Raw genomic sequence first — 22,341 nt, 5'->3', positions numbered from 1 at the left:
CTCACCGGCGTGAAGTCGGCGCTATTACAGCACGAGACCCCTTGCGATCACTTCCGTTCCCTCGAAGGCGAAGCCGTTCCAACAGCCGCTGCAATCCTGGTTTGGGCCGCAGTTGTCGTTGGATGCTGGCCGCCAGCTGAGGGTTGCGTTGGCCGATCACTTCGGGCCAGGTGTCGACGGGTTGTCGCGTCGGGTTGTCCCGCAGAAGGCTCACCTTGAGGAAGGGGAAGGCGCGTTGCTCAATCAAGGGCTTCCAGTCGTAGTGCAGAACATTGCCGTTGGCGTTGTGGGTGTAGAGGCTCTCGAGCCTCAGCCCCGCTGCCTGTAGCTGCACCGGCAGGCCGACTTCGCAATGTTTGACCAGGTCACGTTTGCGGGGCCAGATCTGCAACGTCTCCCAGAAACGGCCAAAGGCTGGGCACTGCAGTGCCTTGGGTTTGTAAGCCGTGAAGGCTGACGACAGATGGGGTTCGTACATCAGATCGTCCGTCAGCCCAATCACGTCCGCTGAACTGGCATGCAGGCGTTGGAACAGGTCGTCGAGGGGAGTAACCGGTCCCCAGAAGCTGTCGTTGGTGAGCACCAGGAATGCTGACTGCTCAATGTCCTGCCGATGCAGGTTCAGTGCTGTTTTCCAGCTGCCGAAGTCATACCCCTGGTTGCGTCGAATAACGATGGCTGCACAGCGTTGGCGCAGCCGATGCAGCGTTCTCGGGTGCCACCGCAACCCGCTGGCCGACGACACAACGATCACATCGGCGAAGCGTCGGTACTCGTCAATCAGTGGGAAGAGGTCGTCCCGAAACCGGTTGTTGCCTGAAAAATGCGCCAGCAGAACGATTGGTCGTTGGCGGCTGGGCTGGAAGTTTGAATTCCTCCAGTGCATCAGCACGGCATCAGCAACCGGCCCTTTCGATCGCGGCGCTGTCTCCCTGGGTTGGTAGCGATTGCTGTGGGGGTGAATGCCCTGACTGGTGAGGGGATCACCTTCGGCGAACAACCTGGCGTGCTTGGCCCTCAGGTGACCGGACTCCCTTTGATGCCGGGCCAGAGCGTTGCCTTCGCGGTCTTTGCCGCGACTGATCGATTCGTGATGAACGATCTCCACAAAGGGGGTCACGGCGACCGAACCACCGCTCTGCCTGAGGCGCAGGCAGAGATCCACATCGTTAAACACCACGGCGAGATCTTCATCGAACCCTTGGATGCGATCGAAATCGCTGCAGCGGAGCATCAGGCAGGCCCCTGTCGCTGCGGTGAACTCCTCCTGCACCAGCAAGGGGGTAAGCGTGGCCAGCACAGGGGCACTGTGCAGGTGTTTTCCGGGCTCAACCACACAGCGCCGTTCCCCCTTCACCACGGCGACCCCTTGATGCTGGATGCTCCCGTCGGGGTAGTGCAGCCTCGCCCCCACGGCAGTGGTGCCGCGGTACGCGAACGGGTCCAGCAGGGCCTGAAGCACCTCAGCTGATCGGAATTCGATGTCGTTGTTCAGCAGCAACAAATGGCTGCCACGGGCATGGCGTCGGCCGATGTTGTTGAGACGCGAATAGTTGAACGGTTCGTCCACTCGCACCACGTACACGTCGTCGAGCTGCGCCTGTTCGTCCAGCCAGGCCTGGGTGGCGGATTCCTCACTGCCGTTGTCGATCAGGATCAGCTCATAGGCCACAGCTCCGGCGCAGCGGCGCAGGGAGGCGACGCAGCTTTGGGTGAGGTCGACCCGGTCGCGAAACGGGATCAGAACCGACACCAGAACGGTGGGTTCGGTGCGGAGTTGCAGCTGATGGCAGGCGCTCAGCGAATCAACGGGAGTGAGCTGCCCACCGGGCACCAGAAAGCTTGGGCTGTGTCGCTGGGTGATCGCCAGGATCTCAGCGCTGAGCTCAGGGGGCCAGCAATGGCGGTCGGCCGGCGAGGCCACGTCGGGCACGGTCGGGTTCGCCCGAATCGATCGCTGCAGCAACACCTCGGAACAGTGGGCGACGGCGTCTCCGCGTTCGCAAACCTGCAGCGCCAGATCCAGGAGCAGGGCGTGCTGCGAGCCGGTGGACGCCGGCAGCGTCAGTTGTTGCAGCGTTGACCAGCGGATCGTCACCAGGCCGCCTAGGCATCCCCTGCAGAGCAGACGAAACGGTGTAATTGCGGTTCTGTTCTGGCGGTTCCCCGCCGGAATGCCTGGGTCGTCGCTCCAGCGCAGCGTTTCATCACTGGTCAGCAAGACCGCTGCAGGGTGTTTCATCGCACACTGCGCCATGCGTAGGGCCGCCTGGGGATCCAGCTGATCACTGGCATGGCAGAAGCTGACCAGGGTTTCGCCATCGAGGGTTGGCTCGCTCATCCAACCGGAAGGATCCTCCAGAGAGGCGTGGCGGATCTGGCCCCACCCCTGCCCTGGCTGGAGGTGGTCGGCCTCGACCTCCACTTGTGTTTGGTGGAGAACCACCAGCATCGAGGCCGCTGAGGGAATGAACTCGCTTGGTGCTGGGTCTGGAGCGGGGGGCTGGTACCGATCGAGATCCTTGCCAAGGGGCAGTCCTCGCTGGAAGCGTTGACGGCCGATGCCGCCCAGGTGCTCCAGGGCGCTGAGGCCGTCCTGACATGCCACTGGTCTCAGCCCATCCCGGTAGGCCTGGAGGTGAACCGGCGGCAGATCAGTGAACAGGCTGCGGTGGCCGAGGGCGATTTCGCGCAGGCGGCCGCTGGAAAGCAGTTGGTTGGCGTGCGTGAGATCCCTGTGGGATGCCAATAGATCGACCGGATCCAGCCCGCTGTCTTTGGGGGACCAATGGATCGGGTCGCGCAACAGGGCGATGGGCAGCAGAGACGGATCCAGCAGCTCTTGCGGGAGCTGGGGCAGCTGCTGGTGGAGCTGTTGCTGCCAACGCTCGATCTCTTCGGCGTTGGCGAGGCCAGACCGCCAGCGCTGCCAGGCATTGGCATCAAGCGTGTTGTCCTTGCCGCTTGAAGGCGCCACGCCCTGACCGTCGGAGCGTCCAGTCAAGCGGACGCGGCAAGGGCGTCGATCTGCTGATTGAGCAGGTCCCTGGCCTGGGCGGGTGTGGGGGCCCGCATCAGGTCATGACGCAGTCGCGATGCCCCGGGGAAGCCCGTGCAGGTCCAGCCCATATGTTTTCTCGCGATCAACAGCCCATGGTCGCCGCGATCCTTCACAAGATCGTCCAATTGATCCCGAGCCAGCGCAAGCCGTGCCGTCGGGTTGGGCGTAGAGGGGATGGCACGACCGGTCAGCGCGGCATCGATCTGTCCCACCAGCCAGGGGGACCCCATGGTCCCTCGGCCCACCATCACGCCGGCTGCGCCGGTTTGATTCAGGCAGCGCAGAGCATCCTCGGGAGTGTTGATGTCGCCATTCGCGATCAGGGGGATCGTGAGGGCCTCACGGACCTGGGTGATGGCGCTCCAGTCGGCAGGGCCTTTGAAGCCCTGTTCGCGGGTGCGTCCATGCAGCGTGAGCAGTTGAGCTCCTGCACGTTCCAGTTGCTGGCACCACCGCACGGGATCAGCATCACCTCCGCACCATCCCAGGCGCGTCTTCACGGTGACGGGCAATGCCACGGCATCCGCCACCGCTTCCACGATCCGGATCGCCAGTTCGGGATCACGGATCAATCCGGAACCACCCCCCTTGCGAGCGATCTTCCGAACGGGACATCCCATGTTGATGTCGATCAGGAAGGCTCCACTGGCTTCGGCCCGCCGTGCCGCATCGGCCATGGCCTGGGGGCGATGGTCGAACAGTTGCACGCCGATGGGTCCGGACTCGTCGGCCAGTGACTCCACCTTGCAGCGCCCATGCCCCATTTCGAGGCTGGTGGCATTCACCATTTCGGTGAAGAGCAGGGCGTCAGGAGCCCATCGTCGAACCAGGCCACGAAACACCCGGTCGCTCACCCCCGCAAGCGGCGATTGCAGAACACGGCACCGCAGCTGACGTGCGATTCCATTGCCGGGAAGCTGCAGGGGGGATGAAGCAATCATGGGTCCATGCTGCACAACGCAATCGACATGCCCTGGCCGCTGAGTCGTTCGTTGCTCTTGCAGATCCTGGAGGACCGCTGCAGTGATCGCTTTGTCTGCGAAAGGGTTTGGGAACGCTTGGGATACCGGCCCAATGAACTCCAATGGTGCGCCGGTCCAGACACGCCAACGGATTGGGCGGATGCCTTCCCCTTGGCTCCCGAGTTGATCGCCGAGCGGCCGGCATCGGTTCGTTTGACCCGATCGATTCCCAAGGAATACAAGCAGCTGCTGAAGCAGCAGCTCAACTTTGCGGGCTACCGGATCGGTGAGCTTTTCCCCCGACGGACCCGTCGTGCCACGGCGGTGAACTGGCTTTTGGCCTGGCTGGCACAGCAAGGGGAGCCCCTGCCGGAACAGGGGCCTTTAGGGCCAGAGCTTCCGGCTCCAGCCGATCCGGTGCAGGGGCACCCCGGCGATCTGCCGGTGGGGTGATTCAGGCCTGAATGGTGATCGGCGTGCCCTTCGGCGTGTTGTGGAACAACCAGCGGGCGTGGGTCATGGGCATGCGCACACAGCCATGGCTGCGGGGGACGCCGAAGGGTTGCCCGGCGTTCTCCTGCCAGGGCGCTGCATGGAGGCAGATGGCCTCGTTGGCACTGACGCACATCGTGTAAGGCACGCCCGGAACGGTGTAGGTGCGTCCGTACATCGTGGTGGAGCGGTACTTCGTGAAGACTTTGCTGTTGAAGGTCGGTGTTGGCGTTGAGGCCTTGCCGGTGCTGACGGGGATCACGCGGACGACTTCCTGTTGGCTGTTGTAAACCGTCAGGCGCTGGTCGGAGAGGTCGACCACAAGGCTGGCGACGAGCTCGAGCATGGCGAGGGAACACACTTCACCCGCCCTAGCTGTCTCAACTGAGACTCATTTGTCTCGCCCGGAAAGAATTTCGGTTCTGCTCGCGATGGGCACCAGGCTCATCGGCACTAAGGCGTCTCTGTAGGGTGAATGATTGGCCTGAACAGACCCTTGGCGCGTCCCGTCGTCGCAATCATCGGACGCCCCAATGTCGGTAAGTCGACCCTTGTCAACCGGTTGTGCCGCAGCCGAGAAGCCATCGTTCACGATGAGCCCGGCGTGACGCGTGATCGCACCTATCAGGACGGCTATTGGGGTGATCGGGAATTCAAGGTCGTCGACACCGGCGGACTGGTGTTTGATGACGACAGTGAATTTCTGCCTGAGATCCGGGAGCAGGCGGCTCTTGCTCTCGAGGAAGCCAGTGTGGCCTTGGTGATCGTGGACGGTCAGCAGGGACTGACGGCCGCTGACGAATCCATCGCTGAATTTCTGCGCAGTCATCGCTGTCCCACGCTTCTCGCGGTGAACAAGTGTGAGTCGCCTGAACAGGGCCTGGCCATGGCCGGCGAATTTTGGAGTCTTGGGCTTGGTGAGCCCCATCCGATTTCGGCCATCCACGGGGCCGGAACCGGTGAACTCCTTGATCAGGTGCTCACGTTTCTCCCGCCAAAGGATCAAGAGGGGGAGGAGGAGGAACCGATTCAGATGGCCATCATCGGCCGGCCGAATGTCGGGAAATCCAGTCTTCTCAATGCCATCTGTGGAGAACAGAGGGCCATCGTCAGTCCGATTCGCGGCACAACGCGCGACACGATCGACACCAGCATCATCCGGGAGCAACGCCCCTGGCGTCTGGTGGACACAGCTGGCATCCGCCGGCGGCGCAGCGTCAACTATGGCCCGGAATTTTTCGGGATCAACCGAAGTTTCAAGGCGATCGAACGCAGCGATGTCTGCGTTCTGGTGATTGATGCCCTGGATGGCGTGACCGAGCAGGATCAGCGCCTGGCGGGCCGCATTGAAGAGGACGGACGAGCCTGTGTGGTGGTTGTCAACAAATGGGACGCCGTCGAGAAGGACAGCCACACCATGACGGCGATGGAAAAAGAGCTGCGCTCCAAGCTGTACTTCCTCGATTGGGCCCCGATGTTGTTCACATCGGCACTCACCGGCCAACGGGTGGACAGCATCTTCGCTCTGGCCGCCTTGGCGGTTGAACAGCATCGTCGCCGTGTTAGCACCTCCGTTGTGAATGAGGTGCTGAAGGAAGCACTCAGCTGGCGTAGTCCGCCCACCACCCGAGGGGGGCGTCAGGGCAAGTTGTATTACGGCACGCAGGTCGCAAGTCGACCCCCCAGCTTCACCCTGTTCGTCAACGACCCCAAACTTTTCGGGGAGACCTATCGGCGCTATGTCGAGCGCCAGATCCGCGAGGGCCTCGGCTTCGATGGAAGTCCGTTGCGTCTGTTCTGGCGCGGCAAGCAACAGCGCGACGCTGAACGCGATCTGGCCCGTCAACAGAGCCGTAAAGGCTGAGTCATGGACTGGTTACGTCAGGTCCCGATGGGCCAATACGTCGATGGCTCCAGTGGTTGGCTCAGGCGGTTGGACCCTCGACTGAAGCTGGCCTGGTCCCTCGTCTTTCTGCTCACACCTGTTTTGGCCGGCCCCTTGTGGCGCGTCGCTCTTGTGGTTGCTCTGGTGGTGATCACCCTGGCCAGTGGTCTGGCCCGGTCGCTGTGGTGGCGGTCCGTTCTTCTGCTGACGGCGTTGGCGCTTGTGGTGGGCCTGTTGTCGATGCTGTTGCCGGCTGTTGATCCCCCTGCGGCTTTTCCCCTTCGTAATCCGGCCGAGCTTCCTGGGCTCGAGACGGAAGGACCCTCCTGGGATCTGCTGCGCCTAGGCCCCCTGCAGTTGGGTGGTCTCAAGCTGGGTCCTCTGGTGGTGGACCGCGCCTCTGCAGTGCTGGGGCTGCGGACGTCGACCTTGATCTTCACGGTGATTCACAGCGTCAATTTGATGTTGATCACAACCCCTCCGGAGGATCTGGTCTGGGCTCTCAGTTGGTGTCTGACTCCTTTGAAGTGGCTGGGGTGTCCTGTGGAGCGGCTGGGGTTTCAACTGTTGTTGGCCCTTCGTTTTCTGCCTCTCGTTCAGGAAGAGCTCCAGAATCTGCTGCGATCTCTTGCCAGTCGTGCCGTCAATATGCGCCAGCTGGGTTTCAAGGCCGGCTTCGGCTTGGTGCTGGCCGTGGGAGAGAGGCTGTTGGCCAACATCCTTCTAAGAGCTGAGCAGGGAGCGGATGCACTGGTGGCCCGTGGGGGTCGGATTCTTGGCCCTTCGTATTTCCGCATGCCTCCTGAACGTCCTGCTCACCTGCTGAATGGCCTGGCGATGACATTGCTCTTGTTGGTGATCGGGCTCCGGGGTCAGTACGGTGCTCTATGACCTCTGATCAAGGCTGATCACGGCATGGCGTCCGAGCGATATCTGAATCACCCCACCTTCGGGATGCTCTATCGGGTAGCTCCGGCTGGTGAGGGGCGTGACGTTTACGCCACGTTGTATGCCCAGAGAATGTTCTTCCTGGTCACCTTGCAGCCCCGTGGCGCCCAGTTCGAAGTGATCCCCTACGGCGACGCACGTCACCACGCTGAGGTGCATCTGGGCCGGTGCCGGCGGGACCGGTCAGAGGACCTGAACTCCTGGACTCAGCTGTTCGATCAGACGTTCATCTGAACTCTTGACGGATTCATTCGCTGCGCGTTGGCAGGCGCTCCAAGTTGACCGCCCCTCCTCCGCCAGGCTTCTGGCGGTTAGCAAGGGCCACCCGGCATCGGCCGTCCGTTCCGTGGCAGAGCTCGGTCAGTTTGATTTCGGGGAAAGTCGTGTTCAGGAGGCGCTGCCTAAGCAGAAGGAGCTGATCGATCTGCAGCTGCGCTGGCATTTCATCGGCCGCCTCCAGAGCAACAAAGTGCGGCCCGTGGTGAAGGCCTTCGATTTCATCCACTCCGTCGATTCTTTGCTGCTCGCTGAACGGGTGTCGCGCATTGCTGTGGAGGAGGCCCGGCAGCCCGATGTGATGCTTCAGGTCAAACTGCGCCCAGATCCCAGTAAAGGGGGGCTGTCTGCCGATGAACTCTGCGCTATCTGGTCAGATCTGCAAGCTCTGCCGGGGTTGCGGATCTCGGGCCTGATGACCATGGCGCCATTCGACATGGCCGCGAAGCAGCGCAAAGAGTTGTTTTCCGACTGCCGTTCCCTGGCGGATCGGTTCGACTTGGCGGAGTGTTCGATGGGGATGAGCAGCGACTGGAAAGAGGCTGCGGAGGCGGGCAGTACCTGGCTCAGGGTTGGCTCGGCACTGTTCGGCCCGAGATTGGTGTCAACAGACTCTGCGAATTGACTTGCCCCGCACCGGCGAAAACGGTATCCAGGGACATGGTTTTCAAACCACATTCAGACCGAGAGGAATCCCAAGGTGTCGCTGATCTCCCGTCTCCGTGCTGTCGTCGCTGGCGATGACTATCTCGATGGCGAATTGGATGATTTCGCTTACGAAGACGAGCAAGACGACCAGGACCAGCGCGCCATGCAGGCTGATGGTGGTGCACTGGCAACCATTGGTGATACCAACCCATTTGATCTTGGTAGTGACCTGCCTGGATCCAATGTGATCGGGATGCCGGGCATCAGCACTGCGTCTGCTGAGGTGAATGTGATGGAACCTCGCAGCTTCGATGAAATGCCTCGGGCCATCCAGGCCCTGCGAGAACGCAAGACGGTCATTCTCAACCTCACGATGATGGAGCCCGACCAGGCGCAGCGTGCCGTTGACTTCGTTGCTGGTGGCACCTTCGCGATTGATGGTCATCAGGAGCGCGTCGGAGAGAGCATCTTCCTGTTCGCCCCAAGTTGCGTCACCGTCACCAACACGGGCCAGGACGAGGCCTCGGCCCCCACGGTGGTGAGCCGTGAGGCCGATGTGGCAGATGCTGGGGAATCCTCCAGCGCTCCTTCGCCCGCTTGGGGAGCCGCCGCTCTCTGAATTCTCCTGTGCAGCCAGCTTTCGGTGTAATCGGTCTGGGCCGCATGGCTCAGGCCCTTGTGCTTCCACTTCTGGAGAGTGGTCGGATTCCGGCTCACCAGCTGTTGGCCGTTGTTGGGGGGAGCGGCTCCTTGGAGAAACGCCGCTTGGAGTTGCCCGCTGGCATCGGACTGGTTGCTGCTGACGATCCTTCAGCTCCCAAGGTTTGGACCGCACCGGTCCAGTTGCTTGCGGTGAAGCCGCAGCAATTGGATTCCGTTGCAGCAGCAGCTCCACCCGTCACGGATCGGCCGCTGCTCATTTCTGTTTTGGCGGGAGTGTCTCTGGCTCGCTTGCAGCATCTGTTTCCTGGCCACTGCTGTGTGAGGGCGGTGCCCAATACCCCTGCGCTGGTGGGAGCCGGTTTGACGGCTTTGGCCTGGGGTGAAGGGATCGCTCCAGCGCAACGGGATCAGGTGCAGCAGCTATTCGCCGATGTGGGCGAAGTGCTTGAGCTGGCTGAAGCCAAGCTTGATGCCTTCTTGGCGTTGACTTCCTCGGGTCCAGCCTTTGTGGCTTTGGTGGCTGAGGCCATGGCTGATGGAGCGGTGGCTGCTGGTCTGCCAAGGGATCTGGCGTTGCGGCTGAGCCACCGAACCCTGGCTGGAACGGCTGAACTGCTGGATCGTCGCGATTTGCACCCTGCCCAGCTCAAGGACATGGTCACTTCACCGGCGGGAACGACGATTGCTGGCGTTCGTGCCTTGGAACGTATCGGTCTGCGCTCCGCCTTGATCGAAGCTGTCATCGCAGCCGCGGAACGCAGTCGGGAGCTGGCTTAGGGCAACACATCAGGCCATCCCTGACGAATGAGCAGTAGTGAGAAGTAGGGGCGCGGTTCGGCATCAACGGCATCCGCTGAACAGATGCGTTGTTCCGGCCAACCGACTCGCTCGGCGAACAGTGCTTGATCCAGCAGCGAGCGTTGCCTCAGCAGGGGTTGCACCCAACTCCAGCGTCGCCCCAGTTTCAGCAGGGCGAGCACCTGCCCTGTGGTGGCGGCGGTGTCCAGAACCACCCCCAGCTCTTCAGGGGTGTCGGGGCAGGGGCGCACCAGCAATTGATCCTGCTGCAGGGCGAGGGGCCAGAGGCCGGCAGCGGCCGCGGCGGAGCACGAGGTGATACCGGGAATCACCGTGACGGGACAGTCGGGCCACTCCTGGAGAATGGCCAGCAGGACATAGCTGCAGCTCGCAAACAGAGACGCATCGCCTTCACACAGCAGCGCAACTCGCTGGCCAGAACGGACGATGTTTTGCAGCTGTTGCGCCGCCGTCTCCCACGCGGCTCGACGTGGCTCGGCGGCCTCCACCATCGGGAATAACAGCGGCAGGCACTGATGGTCGCTGCGGATCCAATCGGTGGCGATGCGGGCGGCCATGCTGTCGGCTCCCGGTCGTCCGACCGGGTAGGCCACCACCTGCGCTTGGCGGATGGCCTCAACGGCGGCGAGGGTCAGCAGAGATGGATCGCCCGGGCCGACTCCCACCAGCGTGAGACCCCCAGTCATGGTGGGATCGATGATGGTCAGCAGTCGATGCGCCCGGGGTCCAGACGATGAGTCGTCTCAGCATCTTTCCAGACGAAACAGCGCAAGATGCCCCGAATGGGCTTCTACCCGAGCTGGAGAGCGGTGATCCAGCGGTGATTCAGGCGGAACTTCAGCGCCGGGGCATCGGTTTTGAGCAATGGCCCGCCGATCAGCCCCTTCCTGAGGGTGCTGATCAAGCCTCCATCCTTGAGGTTTATGCCGCAGCCATTGCCCGGGTTCAGCGCGATGGCGGCTACGCCACGGTCGATGCGATTCGGATGACCCCAGATCACCCCGATCGCGAAACCCTGCGTTGCAAGTTTCTTGAGGAGCACACCCATGCTGAAGACGAGGTGCGCTTTTTTGTGGAAGGGTGCGGCTTGTTTGTGTTGCACATCGGTTCTGAGGTGCTCAGCGTGCTCTGTGAACAGGGCGATTTGATTCGTGTTCCGGCAGGGACCCGTCATTGGTTTGATATGGGCCAGCGCCCCCGGTTCTGTGCCGTGCGTTGGTTCAATAATCCTGAGGGATGGGTGGCTCAGTACAGCGGCAGCACCATCGCCCAGCGTTTTCCCAGGCTTGACTGAGTGAGCTTTCCAGGCAGGTTGATGCACTTCCCCCGATCTCTCGCTGGGCTGCTCTTGGTTCTGCCCCTGGCGTCAGGGATGGCTGTTGCCGGAGTGATGGCTGTTGCCGCAGAGGATGCTCCCCTGGCACCCGAGGTTCAACGGCGGGTCGCCGTGGTGGTGCTGGCCCGCAGAATTCGAAGTTATGCCGCCATGGCCAAGGCCAGCAGCGACTGCCTCGTGGAGAAGGGACGTCTTCGGCGCAGCCAAGCCAACCAAGCGCTGGTCAACACGCTGGAGGAGCTGGGCATCAGCCGGGTTGTGCTGACCAACCCTCTGGTGGAGGCCGTGAGCCCACGTCTTCAGCTCTTGCTGGATGACAGCTGTGCCTTGGATCCAAAGAGGGAGGCTGAAGCGCTGCAGCTCGCTGGAAACGAACTCTGAGCCCTTCTCGCGGCGGGTCTCAGAAAGGGACGGTGAGACGGCTGGCTTTTATTTCCTCAGCGAATAAAAACCGCCCATAGGGTTCCGGCCTCCTTGCCTGGTTGCTGTGGTCGTTCGGTCTTGTCTCGCCTTGAATCTGCTGGCGCTGTTATCGGTGCCCTGTTCTGCGGCTGAGATGGATCTGGCCTCTGCATCCACTTCCCCATCCACTCCCCCATCCACTGGTGAGTCGGTTCTGGTGCTGAACCGCACCATGCGATCGCTCACACACACTCGAGATCCCATCTGGAGTCTTCGTCTGGAAACTCCTGGCGAGCCTGTGCAGCACTTTGATGCCGTCAGCGGTCGAGCCCACCGTCAGAACGCCGATCGTCATCGGTCCGGCACCCGTGCGCCGCTTCCTGCTGGTCGTTACAGCCTCGGGCCGGTGGAAGCCCTGGGTCCCGCTGATCCGAGCGAGCTCGGGCCGATCTGGATCGGGATTGAACCGGAGTTTCCAACAGGGCGAGGACATTTGGGCATTCATCTCGATCCCAGCGCCAACCGCAATGCCAACAGCGGCACGCTCGGCTGTGTGGGGTTGATTCGCTGGGAGGACATGCAGGCCCTGGCGGGCCTTGTGCAGCGCCGTAACGTCCGAACATTGGTGGTGAATGAGTAAATGTTCTCGGATTGGGGCTTCAGTTGGGGTGGCTGGTTGGACAACCGCCGCGGTGAGTGGTGGCTTCTGGCTCAGCTGCTGCTGATCACGGCCCATCTGCTCCCTGTCTGGCCTTCCCCGGCCAGCTTCGGTCTGTTGATCTGGCCCTTGCCCTTGTTTGGGCTTGGCTTGCTGTTGCTGGCTTTGGGTCTGTTTCGGGCCATCGGGGCCCTGCGCTCGCTTGGGGCCAGCCTCTCGCCGCTGCCGGCGCCCAAGCTGTCGAATCAACTGATCGCTACTGGGGCTTACACCATCTGTCGGCATCCTCTGTACCGGGCCCTGTTGCTTTGTTCAGCAGGTGTTGTGCTGGCCACCGGCAGCTTGCTGCATCTGTTGCTCTTGTTCAGTCTGGCGGTGGTGCTGCGGGGGAAAGCCCGCTTTGAGGAGGAGGGGTTAAGGGCGGTGCATCCGAATTACACCCAATACGCCGCGGTTACTCCGGCGATTGTCGGCTGGATGCCTGGTCTCGACTGGCGCTAATCGACAAGTTCAGGCGGCGACCCTGCTGCGCAGCATCAGATCTGAATAAAGCTGTTCGAGGGCGTCGATGTTGCGTGAAATCGTGTACCTCTCCAGCGCGCGGATGCGGGCTTGCCGGCCCAGTTCTGCTGTCAGCACCGGCTGGTCTCTGATCACTGGGAGCAGGGTGCGCAACTGGGTGGTGACTCCTTGCGTGCTCAACACGATCCCCGCTCCTTGCTCCAAGACCTCGCCATCGGCACCCGCATCGGTGGCAACGCAGGCTGTTCCGGTGGCCATCGCCTCTAGCAGGGCCAGCGACAGGCCTTCGACAAGGCTCGGGAGGATGAAGACCTCAGCGCACTGGAGCAGGGCAACCCGGGTGTCCTGGTCCGGCTCATGGCCCCACCAGAGAATCCGGTCGTCGTTGAACTGGTTCATCAAGCTGTTGCGAAGCGGTCCGTCGCCCACGATCACCAGTCGACACCCCTCTGGGGAGACAAGACGCCAGGCACGCAGCAGGGCCTCGACGTTCTTCTCCGTCGCCAATCGCCCCATATAAAGCACGATTCGTTCTCGGCCCAGCCGCTGCCGAACCTGTTGATGCATCAGCGAAAGGGTCCCTGGGGCTGTTGGACACCAGCGGTCGGTGTCAACACCATTCGGGATCACTGTCAGACGATCTGCAGGAACGCCGAGGCGCTCCAGGAAATCCGCCTGAAGCTGCGAGAACACGATGACCCTGTCGTAGCGGGCCAGAGCCGGTGCATACAGCTGGTAGGTGAGCTGTTGGGTTCCCGCCGTCAGATTGCGTAGGCCCGCATCAAAGGGGGGATGAAAGGTGGCGACGAGGGGGACGCCTAGCTGCTGACAGAGCTCCGGCAGACGGAAATCCAGAGGCGAAAGGGTGAGGCTGGCGTGAACCAGGTCAGGCTGCAGCCGTTCGAGTGATTCCCTCAGCTCCCTTTGTGCTCCAGGAGAGGGAATCGTATAAACCTGCGATTTGACCAGATAGGGCAGGCTGACGTCAGGGTCGTTGGCCAGCAGTGACGTGTTGTCGCGCTCAGGGCTGCGCGGGTTGTCGAAATGGATGAAGTGCACCTGATGCCCGCGACGCCGCAGCGCGTCGGTGGTGCTGATCCCGTAGGACACATTCCCGCAGAAGGGAGACTTCTTGCCGAGCCAGGCAATCTGCGCCAAGCGGGTTAGGCCTCTTCATGCGAACGGCAAGTTAGCAGCGTTGCCACGGTCGTTCGATCAAAGCCGCAACCAGTGCCAATCCAGCCAGCATCCACAGCACTGGTTGCAGGCCAATGCTGCTCACCAGGGTCCCTGCCAGAACGAGCGGCAGACTCAGGGCAATGTTGATCAAGTTGTTCTGGAGTCCGAACACTCTTCCCCGCTCTGTTTCGGGGGTTTCCTCCTGAATGGTGGTCTGAGCGGGAATCGCTACTAGAGCTGCTCCAATTCCGAGAATGCCGCAAAGGCTCAGGGTGAAGATCAGGGAGCCCTGAAGTTGGCTGAGCAGCACCAACGTCCAGGTGATGGTTCCCAGGCCTGTCGCTGTGAGTCGACGTCGGCTGAACCGATGTCCCAGTTGGGCGATCACGACGGCTCCGATCGCCATTCCCAGCCCACTCATGGCCAGGAGTGCGCCAAACCCCGAGGGGCCCAGGTTGTCGATCAGGGCAGCGAGCTGAAGCGCGAGCACGTAGAGCGCCGCCAACAGGCTGTAGAGCAGCACCAGATGAATCATGGCGCCCCGTACGGAGGGAACCCGTCGCAGCACCTGCAGCCCTTCACCGATCTCTGTCCACACCGAGGTATTGGAGGCGGGCTTGGGGGCTTCTTGAAGTTTCAGGCGCGACAGGCTGAGGGCGGCGAGGCCGTAACAAAGAGGAAGCAACAGAAACTCGCCGCCATCGATGCCAAGGGACGCCAAGCTGCTGTGCAGCGTTCGAAGGATTGGTTCCCCCAGGGCGAAGCCCAGGATCGTGGCTCCCATGCTGGTGGCTTGATAGAGGGAGTTGGCGGCCAAGAGGTGTTCCCCAGGCACCACAACGGGAATGGTGGCCTGTTCAGAGGGGGCGAAAAACTGGGTCAGGATCGACTCAAGGAAGGTCATTCCCACCAGCCCCCAGTAGCCCCAGGGAAGCCCGAGCCAAATCGGGCCTGAGAGGAGACAAATCGGTGCGAACACCACGAGAAGGGCTCTCAGGGCATTGCTGGCCACCATGACCCGACGCTTGGGCCAGCGGTCAGCCCAGACCCCAGCCACCGTCCCAAGCACCATGGCGGGGATGGTGTTGGCAACAAAGATGCCTGTTGCAAGCAGGGTGATCACCTGAGTGCGTGTGCTGATGTCCAGGCCGTAATCCGACGCCATCTCCACCAGCACGCCATTGCCCTGCCCCTTCAGCAGCAGGTGTTGATCGATCAGAAAGACCATCAACACGATGTAGAACTTGTCCGCAAGTTGGGAAAAGATCTGGCCCAGCCACAGCTTGCGGAAATCGTTCAGTCGAAGCACGGCTTCCAACCCGCGTTTCCCTTCGGGATTGCTGCCGGTGGGCAGAGCGGGTTCAGGCGTGGACAGGCTGGGTCCGCTCAAGGGGTAACTGCATCGCGGCCATGATGGCTCACGCACCTGCCAGCAGCGTCTCCCGCAGCATGGCCAGGGCTTTGCTCGGGCGGTTGAGATGCGTCCGGCTCCAGATGTCGACCACGCTCAGCAGGCGACGCCACACGGCCGGGGGACCCATCAGGTTGCCGTCACGGCGTCGGGGCAGATCGGCACGGGTCAGCCGCTGCAGCAGCGCTAGTTCGGAGGGATTCAGCTGGATAGCCGCCCCAGGCTGCTCGTCGATGGCAAAGCCGTCCTGCGGCAGCAGGCTGCAGCGCCAGTCCCACTGACCCAGTGGAGGTGCCAGGGGATTGCCCGTTATGCAGCACGTTTGCAGTGGCAATCCATAACCGCCGAGGGTGAGCAGATGGATGCAGGCCTGGACCGTGCCGGCCAGCACCAGCTCAGGCTCGGCTCGGTGGCTCTCGAGACGTTCCAGGTGCAGTTGCATCGTGGCGAGCAAGCCTTCCACGGGGTCCTGCGCCGCCAGCTGAAGGCACAAATCACACAGAGCCTGCGCCGCAGCCAGGGTTTCAAGCTTTTGTCCGAGACCGGAGAAACTCCGCAGAACCCGCAGTTGACGCACTCGTGCCAGGCCACTGCGTCCTCCTACTTGGAGTTCCAAAAGGGTGAGGGGTGCCGCGGCAGCGAGACTGCTCTTTGGCCGGCGCGCTCCGGGAACGGCGAAGCGGCTGACACCTTCCGCATCACTGAGCAGGCTCAGCAGGCGGTCGTGCTCGCCCAGGGGCCCCACCTTGAGGGCGAGTCCTGTGAGGCGTCGTTCTGCCATTCAGGCAGCGGGGCGGCGTTGGGCCTGAAGCAGAGCAGGGGCGCTACTGGTGCCCAGTAGATCGGCCCCCGCCAACAACAGTTCACTCACATGGCTGAGGCTGTGGATACCACCGGCTGCTTTGATCGCGCAGCGTTTGCGGCTCAGCTGCTTCAACTGACGGATCTGATCGGGATGACACGCCGGACCAAAGCCGTTTCCGGTCTGCAGACCAGCAGCGCCTGCATCAATGGCGGCCTCCACGGCCAGCTCCAGTTGTTCCGTTTCAAGACGTGCCATGTCGAGGATGGTCCGCACAGGAAGCCCCAGGTCGCAGAGAGCAGAGAGCTCTTCGGCAAATGCTCCTGAATCGCCGTTTGCCAAGGCAAGGAAGTCTGGAACGACATCGAGCTCCTGGGCTCCATGGGCGGCACACCACTCCGCTTCCGCCAGCTTGAGATTGGCGGGAATAGCACCGAACGGGAAGCCAATGGCAGCCACCAGGCGAGGGCCCGAGTCGGTGCCACCGAGTCGCTCACGCAGCAGCGGCAACTGCCGCGGAGTGGTGCAGATGGCACGCACGCCCTCCTGCACCCCGGAGTCAGAAAGGGTTTGGAGTTGGTCTCGGGTCAGCAACGGGTCCAGGATCGCCTGATCAAGCCTTGGCGGTAGGTCGGGGAGCTCTTGGGCTGGATCAGCCATGGCGGGCCAAGCGGTCAGTCACGAGCCTGAATCACGCCATATCCCCCATGGTTGCGTCGATAGATCACCTGCAGTTGGTCACTGTCCTTCTCGCGGAAAAGATAGAAGTCGTGGTCGATGAGATCCAACTGGCGACGAGCGTCGTCCAGGCTCATCGGTGGCATGGCGAAATATTTCCGTCGGACACCCGGATCCGGCAGTTCCGGCTGTCGCCCCTGCAACAGGGAGTCCTCAACCGGGATGTCGTCGTTGACGACATCCGTGCTGGGGGTGTGGCTGGCGCTGTGGCCATGGCTGTGGTGGTGATCGCTGTGGCGTTCCTTCCAGCGGCGCAGCTGGCGGGCGAGTTTGCCAGCGGCCAGATCGATGCTGGCGTAGAGGTTTTCACTCCGTTCCTGGGCTCGGATCACGGTTCCGTTGGCGAAGACCGTCACTTCGGCAGTCTGCTGCGGGACGCGGGGGTTGCGGGCTACCGAGAGATGGACGTCCGCTTCCCGCACAGCACCATCGAAGTGCGCTGTGGCCCGCTCCAGTTTGGTTTGGGTGTAGTCCCGCAATGCAGGCGTGATCTCGAGGTTGCGACCATGGATCAGCAACTTCATGCCTCGCTCCTGTGCCGGTTGTCATCGGCAAGCTAGATACGGCGCACGATTCGGCCCACCCCCAGCGTGCATTTCTTTTCGAGCCCGATCATCCGGTTCGGTTCGATGCGGCTTGGTCAGCGCAACAGCGCTGGCAGAGCAGTCTTTTGGCTGACTCGTTGGCGCCCGAGGCGGTCTGGATTCTTCAGCATGAGCCCTGCTACACCCTCGGCCGCGGCGCGAGTGAGGAGCACCTGCATTTTGACCCTGTCGATCCACCCGCACCCCTTTACCGGATTGATCGGGGCGGTGAGGTCACCCATCACCTCCCCGGTCAGTTGGTGGCTTATCCGGTATTGGACCTTCGGCGGCGCACTCCCGACTTGCACTGGTATTTGCGTCAGCTGGAGCAGGTCGTGCTGGATGTTCTGTTGGAGTTGGGCTTGGAGGGTCAGCGTTTGCCGGGATTGACAGGCCTCTGGTTAGACAACCGCAAAGTCGCCGCCATCGGTGTTGGCTGTCGCCGCTGGATCACCCAGCACGGCCTGGCCCTAAACGTGGATTGCGCGATGCAGGGGTTTGAGCAGGTCACCCCCTGTGGTCTCACCGGTCGTGCTGTGGGAAGGCTGGCGGACTGGTTGCCGGGACTAACGATGGCTGAGGTGCAGCCGCTGCTGCGGCAGGCCCTGGCCCATCGCTTCGGTCTGGTCTGGGAGGACGAAGCGAGATAGACCTGAGCTGTTTGAACCCCTGCATCGGATGACGGCCAGCTGGAGCCCGATAGCCCGCGAGACGGATGCTCTGCAACGTCACGCCCATGTTCAGACGTTGCCAAGGGTTGATGCGGTTTGGCCCTGGCTCGCTGACCGCTTTGGGGGCATTGCTGCCGTGGATGCGCCCCATGCGGCTCATCCCGAAAGCTTTAATTTCGGCGAACTGGCTGCGCGCATCGCCACCGCTGCCGCTGCATTTCGGCGCCATGGCGTGAACGATGGCGATGTGGTGGCTCTTTTTGCTGAGAACAGCCCCCGCTGGCTTGTGGCCGATCAAGGCTTGATGCGTGCCGGCGCCGCTGATGCTGTGCGCGGGGCCTCTGCCCCAGTGGAGGAGCTGCGTTACATCCTTCTGGATTGCCAGGCGACAGCCCTGGTTGTTCAAAACGCAGACGTGTGGGGTCGTCTGGACCTTCCCCCAGACCAACGGGCTCTGTTGCGCTTTGTGCTTCAGCTGGAAGGGGAGCCAGCCGAGGGGACTATCGGCTGGGAAATGTTCCTGTCGTCGGGTGCTGGATGTGATCCCGTTCGCCCGGCTGGGGGGCGAGAGGCCGTCGCAACTGTTTTGTACACCTCCGGGACGACCGGGCAGCCCAAGGGGGTCCCATTGACCCACGCCAACCTGCTGCATCAGATGAGCTCACTGGCTTGCGTGGCCTATCCCGAGCCCGGTGCTCCGGTGCTGAGTGTGCTGCCCATCTGGCATGCCTACGAGCGCAGCGCCAGCTACTACTTTCTCTCCTGCGGTTGTACGCAGACCTACACAACCATCAAGCAACTGAAGAAGGATCTGCCGCGGGTCCGGCCGATTGCGATGGCCACCGTCCCCCGGCTGTGGGAGGCAGTTCAAGCCGGATTTGAGGATGTGCTCAAGACCTTCCCTCCGTCTCGACAGCGCTTGCTTCGGGCGGCGTTGGCCAACAGTGCTGCCCAGCGCAACGCCATGCGAACGGCTCGCAACCTCCTGCTCGATCCGGTTTCAGCCTCCGGACGGTTGCGTGCCTTCGGTTCTGCTGCGCTGCGCTGGCCCATGCATGCTCTGGCTTCGGCCCTGATCTGGCCCAAGCTGCGGCGCCAGCTCAGTGGTGGTCAGCTTGCCTATCCGATCAGCGGTGGCGGTGCCATCGCTCCTCACATCGATGCGTTCTTTGAAGCCGTGGGGATTGAACTGTTGGTGGGTTACGGCCTTACGGAAACCAGCCCTGTGGTGAGTTGTAGGAGGCCTTGGCGCAACATTCGTGGCAGTTCGGGGCTACCCATGCCACAGACCGAATTCCGAATTGTGGATCCCGACAACGGTCAGCCTTTGGGCTTCCGGCAACGGGGTCGGGTGATGGTGCGGGGTCCCCAGGTGATGGCGGGTTATCTCGGGAAGCCTGAGGCCAGTGCCAAAGTTCTTGATGCAGAGGGTTGGTTCGACACCGGTGATCTGGGCATGCTCCTGCCGGATGGTTCCGTAGCACTCACCGGTAGGGCCAAGGACACCATCGTGTTGAGCAGTGGCGAGAACATCGAGCCAGGCCCGTTGGAAGAGGCCTTGATGGCCAGCCCCCTCATCGAGCAGGTGATGTTGGTGGGTCAGGACGAACGCCAGCTCGGTGCTTTGATCGTGCCTCGTGAGGAGGCGATCCTTGCCTGGGCGGCAGAAGCCGGAGTGACCGTTGCTCAAGATCTGGGCGGCCAGCCTGGAGAACCGGCCCTGCTCAAACTCTTGATGCGCGAATGCAACAGGTTGCTGAAGCAGAGGGCTGGATCTCGGGGAGATGAGCGCTTGACCGGGGTGGTGCTGGTGAGTCTCTTCAGCATCGAGAACGGACTTTTGACCCAGACCCTGAAGCAGCGTCGTGATCGCATCACCAGCCGCGATCAGCACTTGATCGATGCTCTCTACGGACGTTGAACGCGGCTTAAGACGCTTGTGAGGCGGTCGGTTTACCGGTGATTGACCACACGCGGAAGTGCTGACACGCTTTGGCCGTCTCCCAAGAATCCATGTCCGACGGCACCTCCTTGACGATCAAGCGTCCGATCACCGTCCGAGCCGTGGTGACGCCCACCTGGAAAGAGGAAGCAGAGCGCGAGCTCAGCAGCGGTATTGCGACTGCCGACCAGCAGCTGGCGCAGCTGGAACAGGAGGGTCAGGACGTCGTGGATCAGGTGCGTCGTCAGAGCGCCAATCCGCTGGATCCCCGTGTGCAGGACCAGGTTGCGCAGATTCAACAGCAGGTGGCGGCCAAGCGTGCCGAACTGGAGGAGCAGAAGCGCAACTTGCTTCAGCAGCAGGCCCAGGTCCGTGAACTGGACATGGATCAGATCGTTGAGCAGGGGCAGCTGGAGAGCACGTGTGAGCTCAAGGTCGGCGACAACCTGGTTCAGAAGATGCAGGTGGCCATCGTTGTGAAGGACGGCGTTGTTCAGTCGATCGAGGAGGCCTGATCGGCTTCCTTCTGCTGACTCGTAAACTCCCCTGATCTGCCCCTTCGGAGACGGTTTTGGCAACCACAGACATTTCCTAGTGTCAGTGTTCGCAAGGGTTTATGCAGTTGGACAGTGGTTGGACATTGAAACGCACCGTGGGTACACTTAGTGCCTGCGGTGCTTTCTGCTGAGTGGTTTGGCAGGAAGTTGGACACTTCCCCTGATGCCCAAGATCCAGTTCAAAGAGGAAACGTTGAACGGACGGGCACACATCGTCGCTTATGCCGATCGTGAGTATTTGACGCTTCGCATTCCAAGAGGGAACAAGAAGTACAGCAACATTTCATTAGGTACAACAGATCTCAAGATTGCTCACGACAAAGCACTTGATGTTTATGCAACGACAATCAATCAACCACTTCGTTCCAAAAATAAAAAGTATCGTTTCGCCACTGTCTGTGAAGAGTTTTTGAAATGGAAACTGGAACAAGCGGATATCGGTGAGATTAAAGAGAGTGCTGTTAAATCATATTCTCAACGTATTCGCCAAAGGATAATTCCTTACGCCACAAAGGTTGGTGTTTTGAATATTGGCGATATTAAACGTGAAAGTTTTGAAGAGTATGGTCTTTACTACAGAAAAGTTGAGACAAAGGGGAAATGGAATTCTGCTACAGCAGGTTTATCTGTCTCCACGATTAATTCCGATCTCTCGACATTGAATGAACTCTTGGGTTGGATGGTCAAGAAGAGTATTCTTGATGCTAATGAATTCTCCTTCATTAAAAAACTTCGGAATAGAAAAGAGTTCCGTGAGGATGCCAATCCTGCTTTCATGCCAGAAGAGTGGGAAGCACTGAAGTCTGCTCTTAATGAATGGGTGAAAATTAAAGAGGGTGATGATGAACTGAAGAAGTGGAGGAGACGTTGGATCTACAACTGGATATTTTTTATGTATCACTTTGGTGGTCGTCCTCACGAAGCGATGACGTTGCGTTTGGGTGATCTCGAAACTAGAAAGATGCCTGACGGCAAGTTAAAGGGTTTAGTCCGCGTAAGTCCTCTGACGAAAAGAGGTAAGAGAACTGTTGTGATGAATGGTCATTGGTTGAACTCTGTGAAATCGCATTTGAATAAAGGCATCAAATTGAGAAACAAACAAATCGAAGAACATAACTTGATTGTTGCTAGCGGAGAGATCACAAATTATCGTTGGAGATTTCAAGGGGAAATTCCATTACTACCACAATCGAATAAAGACACATGTCTATTCTTGAATCCCCTTTTCCATACCATGAATAAGGAAGACAAGAGAAGCATCAAGAAGTTCGAGGTAGAAGGAAAGTTGGATGAAGTCCGATGGGAAGTCGGAGTTTATAGTTCAGAGACGATCAGAAAAAAGTACGAGGAACTTGTTCGTACTGCTTTGACGGATTTCTACAAAGGACAAACAAAACCTACTGATCACAGTCGATTCACTTTGTACTCATTGCGTTCAACACATATCACACACAATCTTTTGAATGACACTCGCATAAGAGTTATTGCTGACAATTGTGGTACTTCCGAGTCGGAAATTGAGAGTACCTACTATCGGATCAATAATTTATTGAATATTGATGAACTTGGAATGCACAAGAAGACTTTGAAACCAGAAGACCAACTACAAACTGAAGAATAGTCTTTGTTCTTCCTGATCCTCTTTTCAGGGAGTGTTTCTCTGACACAGATCAATGAGGTCATCACTCCATCGATCAGTAGGGGGATATCGCCTCAGGAGGAGACAGAGGAGGGACAGAGAAGGCAGTAGGAGGACAAAACCCATAGGTCTTGGACGCGGCTGGA

Annotated in this window: 24 protein-coding genes; 15 read left to right on the top strand and 9 right to left on the bottom strand. The window is 60.6% G+C overall.

Going from position 1 to position 22,341, the window contains the following annotated elements; translation table 11 throughout:
• Window position 1 precedes the first annotated feature (1 nt).
• Both DXY29_RS01145 and dusB read right to left on the bottom strand, forming a co-directional pair.
• Window positions 2-3,004 (bottom strand): rhamnan synthesis F family protein, encoded by a 3,003-nt coding sequence (locus tag DXY29_RS01145; protein WP_115022185.1) that lies wholly within the window; start codon window positions 3,002-3,004, stop codon window positions 2-4.
• Window positions 3,001-4,002: a tRNA dihydrouridine synthase DusB gene (gene dusB / locus DXY29_RS01140; RefSeq protein WP_115022184.1), complete on the bottom strand. Its 1,002-nt coding sequence runs from the start codon at window positions 4,000-4,002 to the stop codon at window positions 3,001-3,003. The genes DXY29_RS01145 and dusB overlap by 4 nt, the downstream gene beginning before the upstream one ends.
• Window positions 4,003-4,008: 6 nt before the next feature.
• On the opposite strand from dusB, the gene DXY29_RS01135 reads away from it, so the two are divergent.
• Window positions 4,009-4,476 (top strand): DUF1823 family protein, encoded by a 468-nt coding sequence (locus tag DXY29_RS01135; RefSeq protein WP_115022182.1) that lies wholly within the window; start codon window positions 4,009-4,011, stop codon window positions 4,474-4,476.
• A gap of 1 nt (window position 4,477) precedes the next feature.
• Here the strand turns inward: DXY29_RS01135 and DXY29_RS01130 are convergent, their stop codons facing one another.
• Window positions 4,478-4,861 (bottom strand): L,D-transpeptidase, encoded by a 384-nt coding sequence (locus DXY29_RS01130; protein ID WP_115022181.1) that lies wholly within the window; start codon window positions 4,859-4,861, stop codon window positions 4,478-4,480.
• A gap of 150 nt (window positions 4,862-5,011) precedes the next feature.
• Here DXY29_RS01130 and der point away from each other — a divergent pair, with 150 nt between their 5' ends.
• From der to proC, 6 genes are all read left to right on the top strand, one after another.
• Window positions 5,012-6,379, top strand: a complete 1,368-nt coding sequence (der, locus tag DXY29_RS01125) for a ribosome biogenesis GTPase Der (protein ID WP_115022600.1) — start codon at window positions 5,012-5,014, stop codon at window positions 6,377-6,379.
• A gap of 3 nt (window positions 6,380-6,382) precedes the next feature.
• Window positions 6,383-7,291, top strand: a complete 909-nt coding sequence (locus DXY29_RS01120; RefSeq protein WP_115022179.1) for an energy-coupling factor transporter transmembrane protein EcfT — start codon at window positions 6,383-6,385, stop codon at window positions 7,289-7,291.
• Between the two features lie 24 nt (window positions 7,292-7,315).
• Window positions 7,316-7,582, top strand: coding sequence for a PipX family protein (locus DXY29_RS01115; protein WP_115022177.1), 267 nt, complete (start codon window positions 7,316-7,318; stop codon window positions 7,580-7,582).
• 4 nt (window positions 7,583-7,586) lie between these two features.
• Complete coding sequence (locus DXY29_RS01110) at window positions 7,587-8,249, top strand: YggS family pyridoxal phosphate-dependent enzyme (RefSeq protein WP_115022175.1); 663 nt, start codon at window positions 7,587-7,589, stop codon at window positions 8,247-8,249.
• A 75-nt stretch (window positions 8,250-8,324) separates the two neighbouring features.
• Window positions 8,325-8,891, top strand: coding sequence for a cell division protein SepF (locus DXY29_RS01105; RefSeq protein WP_115022174.1), 567 nt, complete (start codon window positions 8,325-8,327; stop codon window positions 8,889-8,891).
• 44 nt (window positions 8,892-8,935) lie between these two features.
• The gene (gene proC, locus DXY29_RS01100) at window positions 8,936-9,712 is read left to right on the top strand and encodes a pyrroline-5-carboxylate reductase (RefSeq protein WP_371411060.1); all 777 of its coding nucleotides are present in this window, start codon (window positions 8,936-8,938) and stop codon (window positions 9,710-9,712) included.
• Here the strand turns inward: proC and cobI are convergent.
• Window positions 9,709-10,440, bottom strand: a complete 732-nt coding sequence (gene cobI, locus DXY29_RS01095) for a precorrin-2 C(20)-methyltransferase (protein ID WP_244279269.1) — start codon at window positions 10,438-10,440, stop codon at window positions 9,709-9,711. The genes proC and cobI overlap by 4 nt on opposite strands.
• Window positions 10,441-10,487: 47 nt before the next feature.
• On the opposite strand from cobI, the gene DXY29_RS01090 reads away from it, so the two are divergent.
• The 4 genes from DXY29_RS01090 to DXY29_RS01075 all read left to right on the top strand — a co-directional run bounded on the left by DXY29_RS01090 (window position 10,488) and on the right by DXY29_RS01075 (window position 12,651).
• Window positions 10,488-11,048, top strand: coding sequence for an acireductone dioxygenase (locus tag DXY29_RS01090; protein ID WP_115022172.1), 561 nt, complete (start codon window positions 10,488-10,490; stop codon window positions 11,046-11,048).
• Window positions 11,049-11,069: 21 nt separating this feature from the next.
• Window positions 11,070-11,471, top strand: a complete 402-nt coding sequence (locus DXY29_RS01085; RefSeq protein WP_115022171.1) for a hypothetical protein — start codon at window positions 11,070-11,072, stop codon at window positions 11,469-11,471.
• A 106-nt stretch (window positions 11,472-11,577) separates the two neighbouring features.
• A complete protein-coding gene (locus DXY29_RS01080; protein ID WP_371411056.1) occupies window positions 11,578-12,132 on the top strand; it encodes a L,D-transpeptidase in 555 nt (184 codons plus the stop codon).
• A complete protein-coding gene (locus DXY29_RS01075; RefSeq protein ID WP_115022167.1) occupies window positions 12,133-12,651 on the top strand; it encodes an isoprenylcysteine carboxylmethyltransferase family protein in 519 nt (172 codons plus the stop codon).
• 9 nt (window positions 12,652-12,660) lie between these two features.
• On the opposite strand, the gene DXY29_RS01070 is transcribed toward DXY29_RS01075, so the two are convergent.
• The 5 genes from DXY29_RS01070 to hpf are packed head-to-tail and all read right to left on the bottom strand — an operon-like array spanning window position 12,661 to window position 17,326.
• A complete protein-coding gene (locus tag DXY29_RS01070) occupies window positions 12,661-13,830 on the bottom strand; it encodes a glycosyltransferase family 4 protein (RefSeq protein WP_115022165.1) in 1,170 nt (389 codons plus the stop codon).
• A 31-nt stretch (window positions 13,831-13,861) separates the two neighbouring features.
• The gene (locus DXY29_RS01065; RefSeq protein WP_115022164.1) at window positions 13,862-15,241 is read right to left on the bottom strand and encodes an MFS transporter; all 1,380 of its coding nucleotides are present in this window, start codon (window positions 15,239-15,241) and stop codon (window positions 13,862-13,864) included.
• Between the two features lie 28 nt (window positions 15,242-15,269).
• The gene (gene recO, locus DXY29_RS01060) at window positions 15,270-16,043 is read right to left on the bottom strand and encodes a DNA repair protein RecO (protein WP_115022162.1); all 774 of its coding nucleotides are present in this window, start codon (window positions 16,041-16,043) and stop codon (window positions 15,270-15,272) included.
• A complete protein-coding gene (locus DXY29_RS01055) occupies window positions 16,044-16,724 on the bottom strand; it encodes a 2-deoxyribose-5-phosphate aldolase (protein ID WP_115022161.1) in 681 nt (226 codons plus the stop codon).
• A gap of 14 nt (window positions 16,725-16,738) precedes the next feature.
• Window positions 16,739-17,326, bottom strand: a complete 588-nt coding sequence (gene hpf / locus DXY29_RS01050) for a ribosome hibernation-promoting factor, HPF/YfiA family (protein WP_115022159.1) — start codon at window positions 17,324-17,326, stop codon at window positions 16,739-16,741.
• A gap of 11 nt (window positions 17,327-17,337) precedes the next feature.
• Between hpf and lipB the strand changes: the two genes are divergently transcribed.
• From lipB to DXY29_RS01030, 4 genes are all read left to right on the top strand, one after another.
• Window positions 17,338-18,036: a lipoyl(octanoyl) transferase LipB gene (lipB, locus tag DXY29_RS01045; RefSeq protein WP_115022158.1), complete on the top strand. Its 699-nt coding sequence runs from the start codon at window positions 17,338-17,340 to the stop codon at window positions 18,034-18,036.
• A 28-nt stretch (window positions 18,037-18,064) separates the two neighbouring features.
• Window positions 18,065-19,978, top strand: coding sequence for an AMP-binding protein (locus tag DXY29_RS01040; protein ID WP_115022156.1), 1,914 nt, complete (start codon window positions 18,065-18,067; stop codon window positions 19,976-19,978).
• Window positions 19,979-20,070: 92 nt separating this feature from the next.
• On the top strand, window positions 20,071-20,514 hold the full coding sequence (locus DXY29_RS01035) for a YlqD family protein (RefSeq protein WP_115022154.1): 444 nt from the start codon (window positions 20,071-20,073) through the stop codon (window positions 20,512-20,514).
• Between the two features lie 205 nt (window positions 20,515-20,719).
• Window positions 20,720-22,177: a hypothetical protein gene (locus DXY29_RS01030; protein ID WP_115022152.1), complete on the top strand. Its 1,458-nt coding sequence runs from the start codon at window positions 20,720-20,722 to the stop codon at window positions 22,175-22,177.
• Window positions 22,178-22,341: the final 164 nt, after the last annotated feature.

The sequence above is a fragment of the Synechococcus sp. UW69 genome (genome assembly GCF_900474185.1).
GTDB lineage: Bacteria > Cyanobacteriota > Cyanobacteriia > PCC-6307 > Cyanobiaceae > Parasynechococcus.
This window is presented reverse-complemented; position numbering and strand designations above follow the sequence as displayed.

Coding starts and splice junctions, on each gene's coding strand:
- proC (WP_371411060.1), top strand. CDS start 8,936: ATGGCTCAGGCCCTTGTGCTTCCACTTCTGGAGAGTGGTCGGATTCCG.
- DXY29_RS01040 (WP_115022156.1), top strand. CDS start 18,065: ATGACGGCCAGCTGGAGCCCGATAGCCCGCGAGACGGATGCTCTGCAA.
- DXY29_RS01035 (WP_115022154.1), top strand. CDS start 20,071: ATGTCCGACGGCACCTCCTTGACGATCAAGCGTCCGATCACCGTCCGA.
- DXY29_RS01085 (WP_115022171.1), top strand. CDS start 11,070: ATGCACTTCCCCCGATCTCTCGCTGGGCTGCTCTTGGTTCTGCCCCTG.
- recO (WP_115022162.1), bottom strand. CDS start 16,043: ATGGCAGAACGACGCCTCACAGGACTCGCCCTCAAGGTGGGGCCCCTG.
- DXY29_RS01130 (WP_115022181.1), bottom strand. CDS start 4,861: ATGCTCGAGCTCGTCGCCAGCCTTGTGGTCGACCTCTCCGACCAGCGC.
- DXY29_RS01120 (WP_115022179.1), top strand. CDS start 6,383: ATGGACTGGTTACGTCAGGTCCCGATGGGCCAATACGTCGATGGCTCC.
- DXY29_RS01075 (WP_115022167.1), top strand. CDS start 12,133: ATGTTCTCGGATTGGGGCTTCAGTTGGGGTGGCTGGTTGGACAACCGC.
- hpf (WP_115022159.1), bottom strand. CDS start 17,326: ATGAAGTTGCTGATCCATGGTCGCAACCTCGAGATCACGCCTGCATTG.
- dusB (WP_115022184.1), bottom strand. CDS start 4,002: ATGATTGCTTCATCCCCCCTGCAGCTTCCCGGCAATGGAATCGCACGT.
- DXY29_RS01115 (WP_115022177.1), top strand. CDS start 7,316: ATGGCGTCCGAGCGATATCTGAATCACCCCACCTTCGGGATGCTCTAT.
- cobI (WP_244279269.1), bottom strand. CDS start 10,440: ATGACTGGGGGTCTCACGCTGGTGGGAGTCGGCCCGGGCGATCCATCT.
- DXY29_RS01055 (WP_115022161.1), bottom strand. CDS start 16,724: ATGGCTGATCCAGCCCAAGAGCTCCCCGACCTACCGCCAAGGCTTGAT.
- DXY29_RS01135 (WP_115022182.1), top strand. CDS start 4,009: ATGCTGCACAACGCAATCGACATGCCCTGGCCGCTGAGTCGTTCGTTG.
- DXY29_RS01090 (WP_115022172.1), top strand. CDS start 10,488: ATGAGTCGTCTCAGCATCTTTCCAGACGAAACAGCGCAAGATGCCCCG.
- DXY29_RS01030 (WP_115022152.1), top strand. CDS start 20,720: ATGCCCAAGATCCAGTTCAAAGAGGAAACGTTGAACGGACGGGCACAC.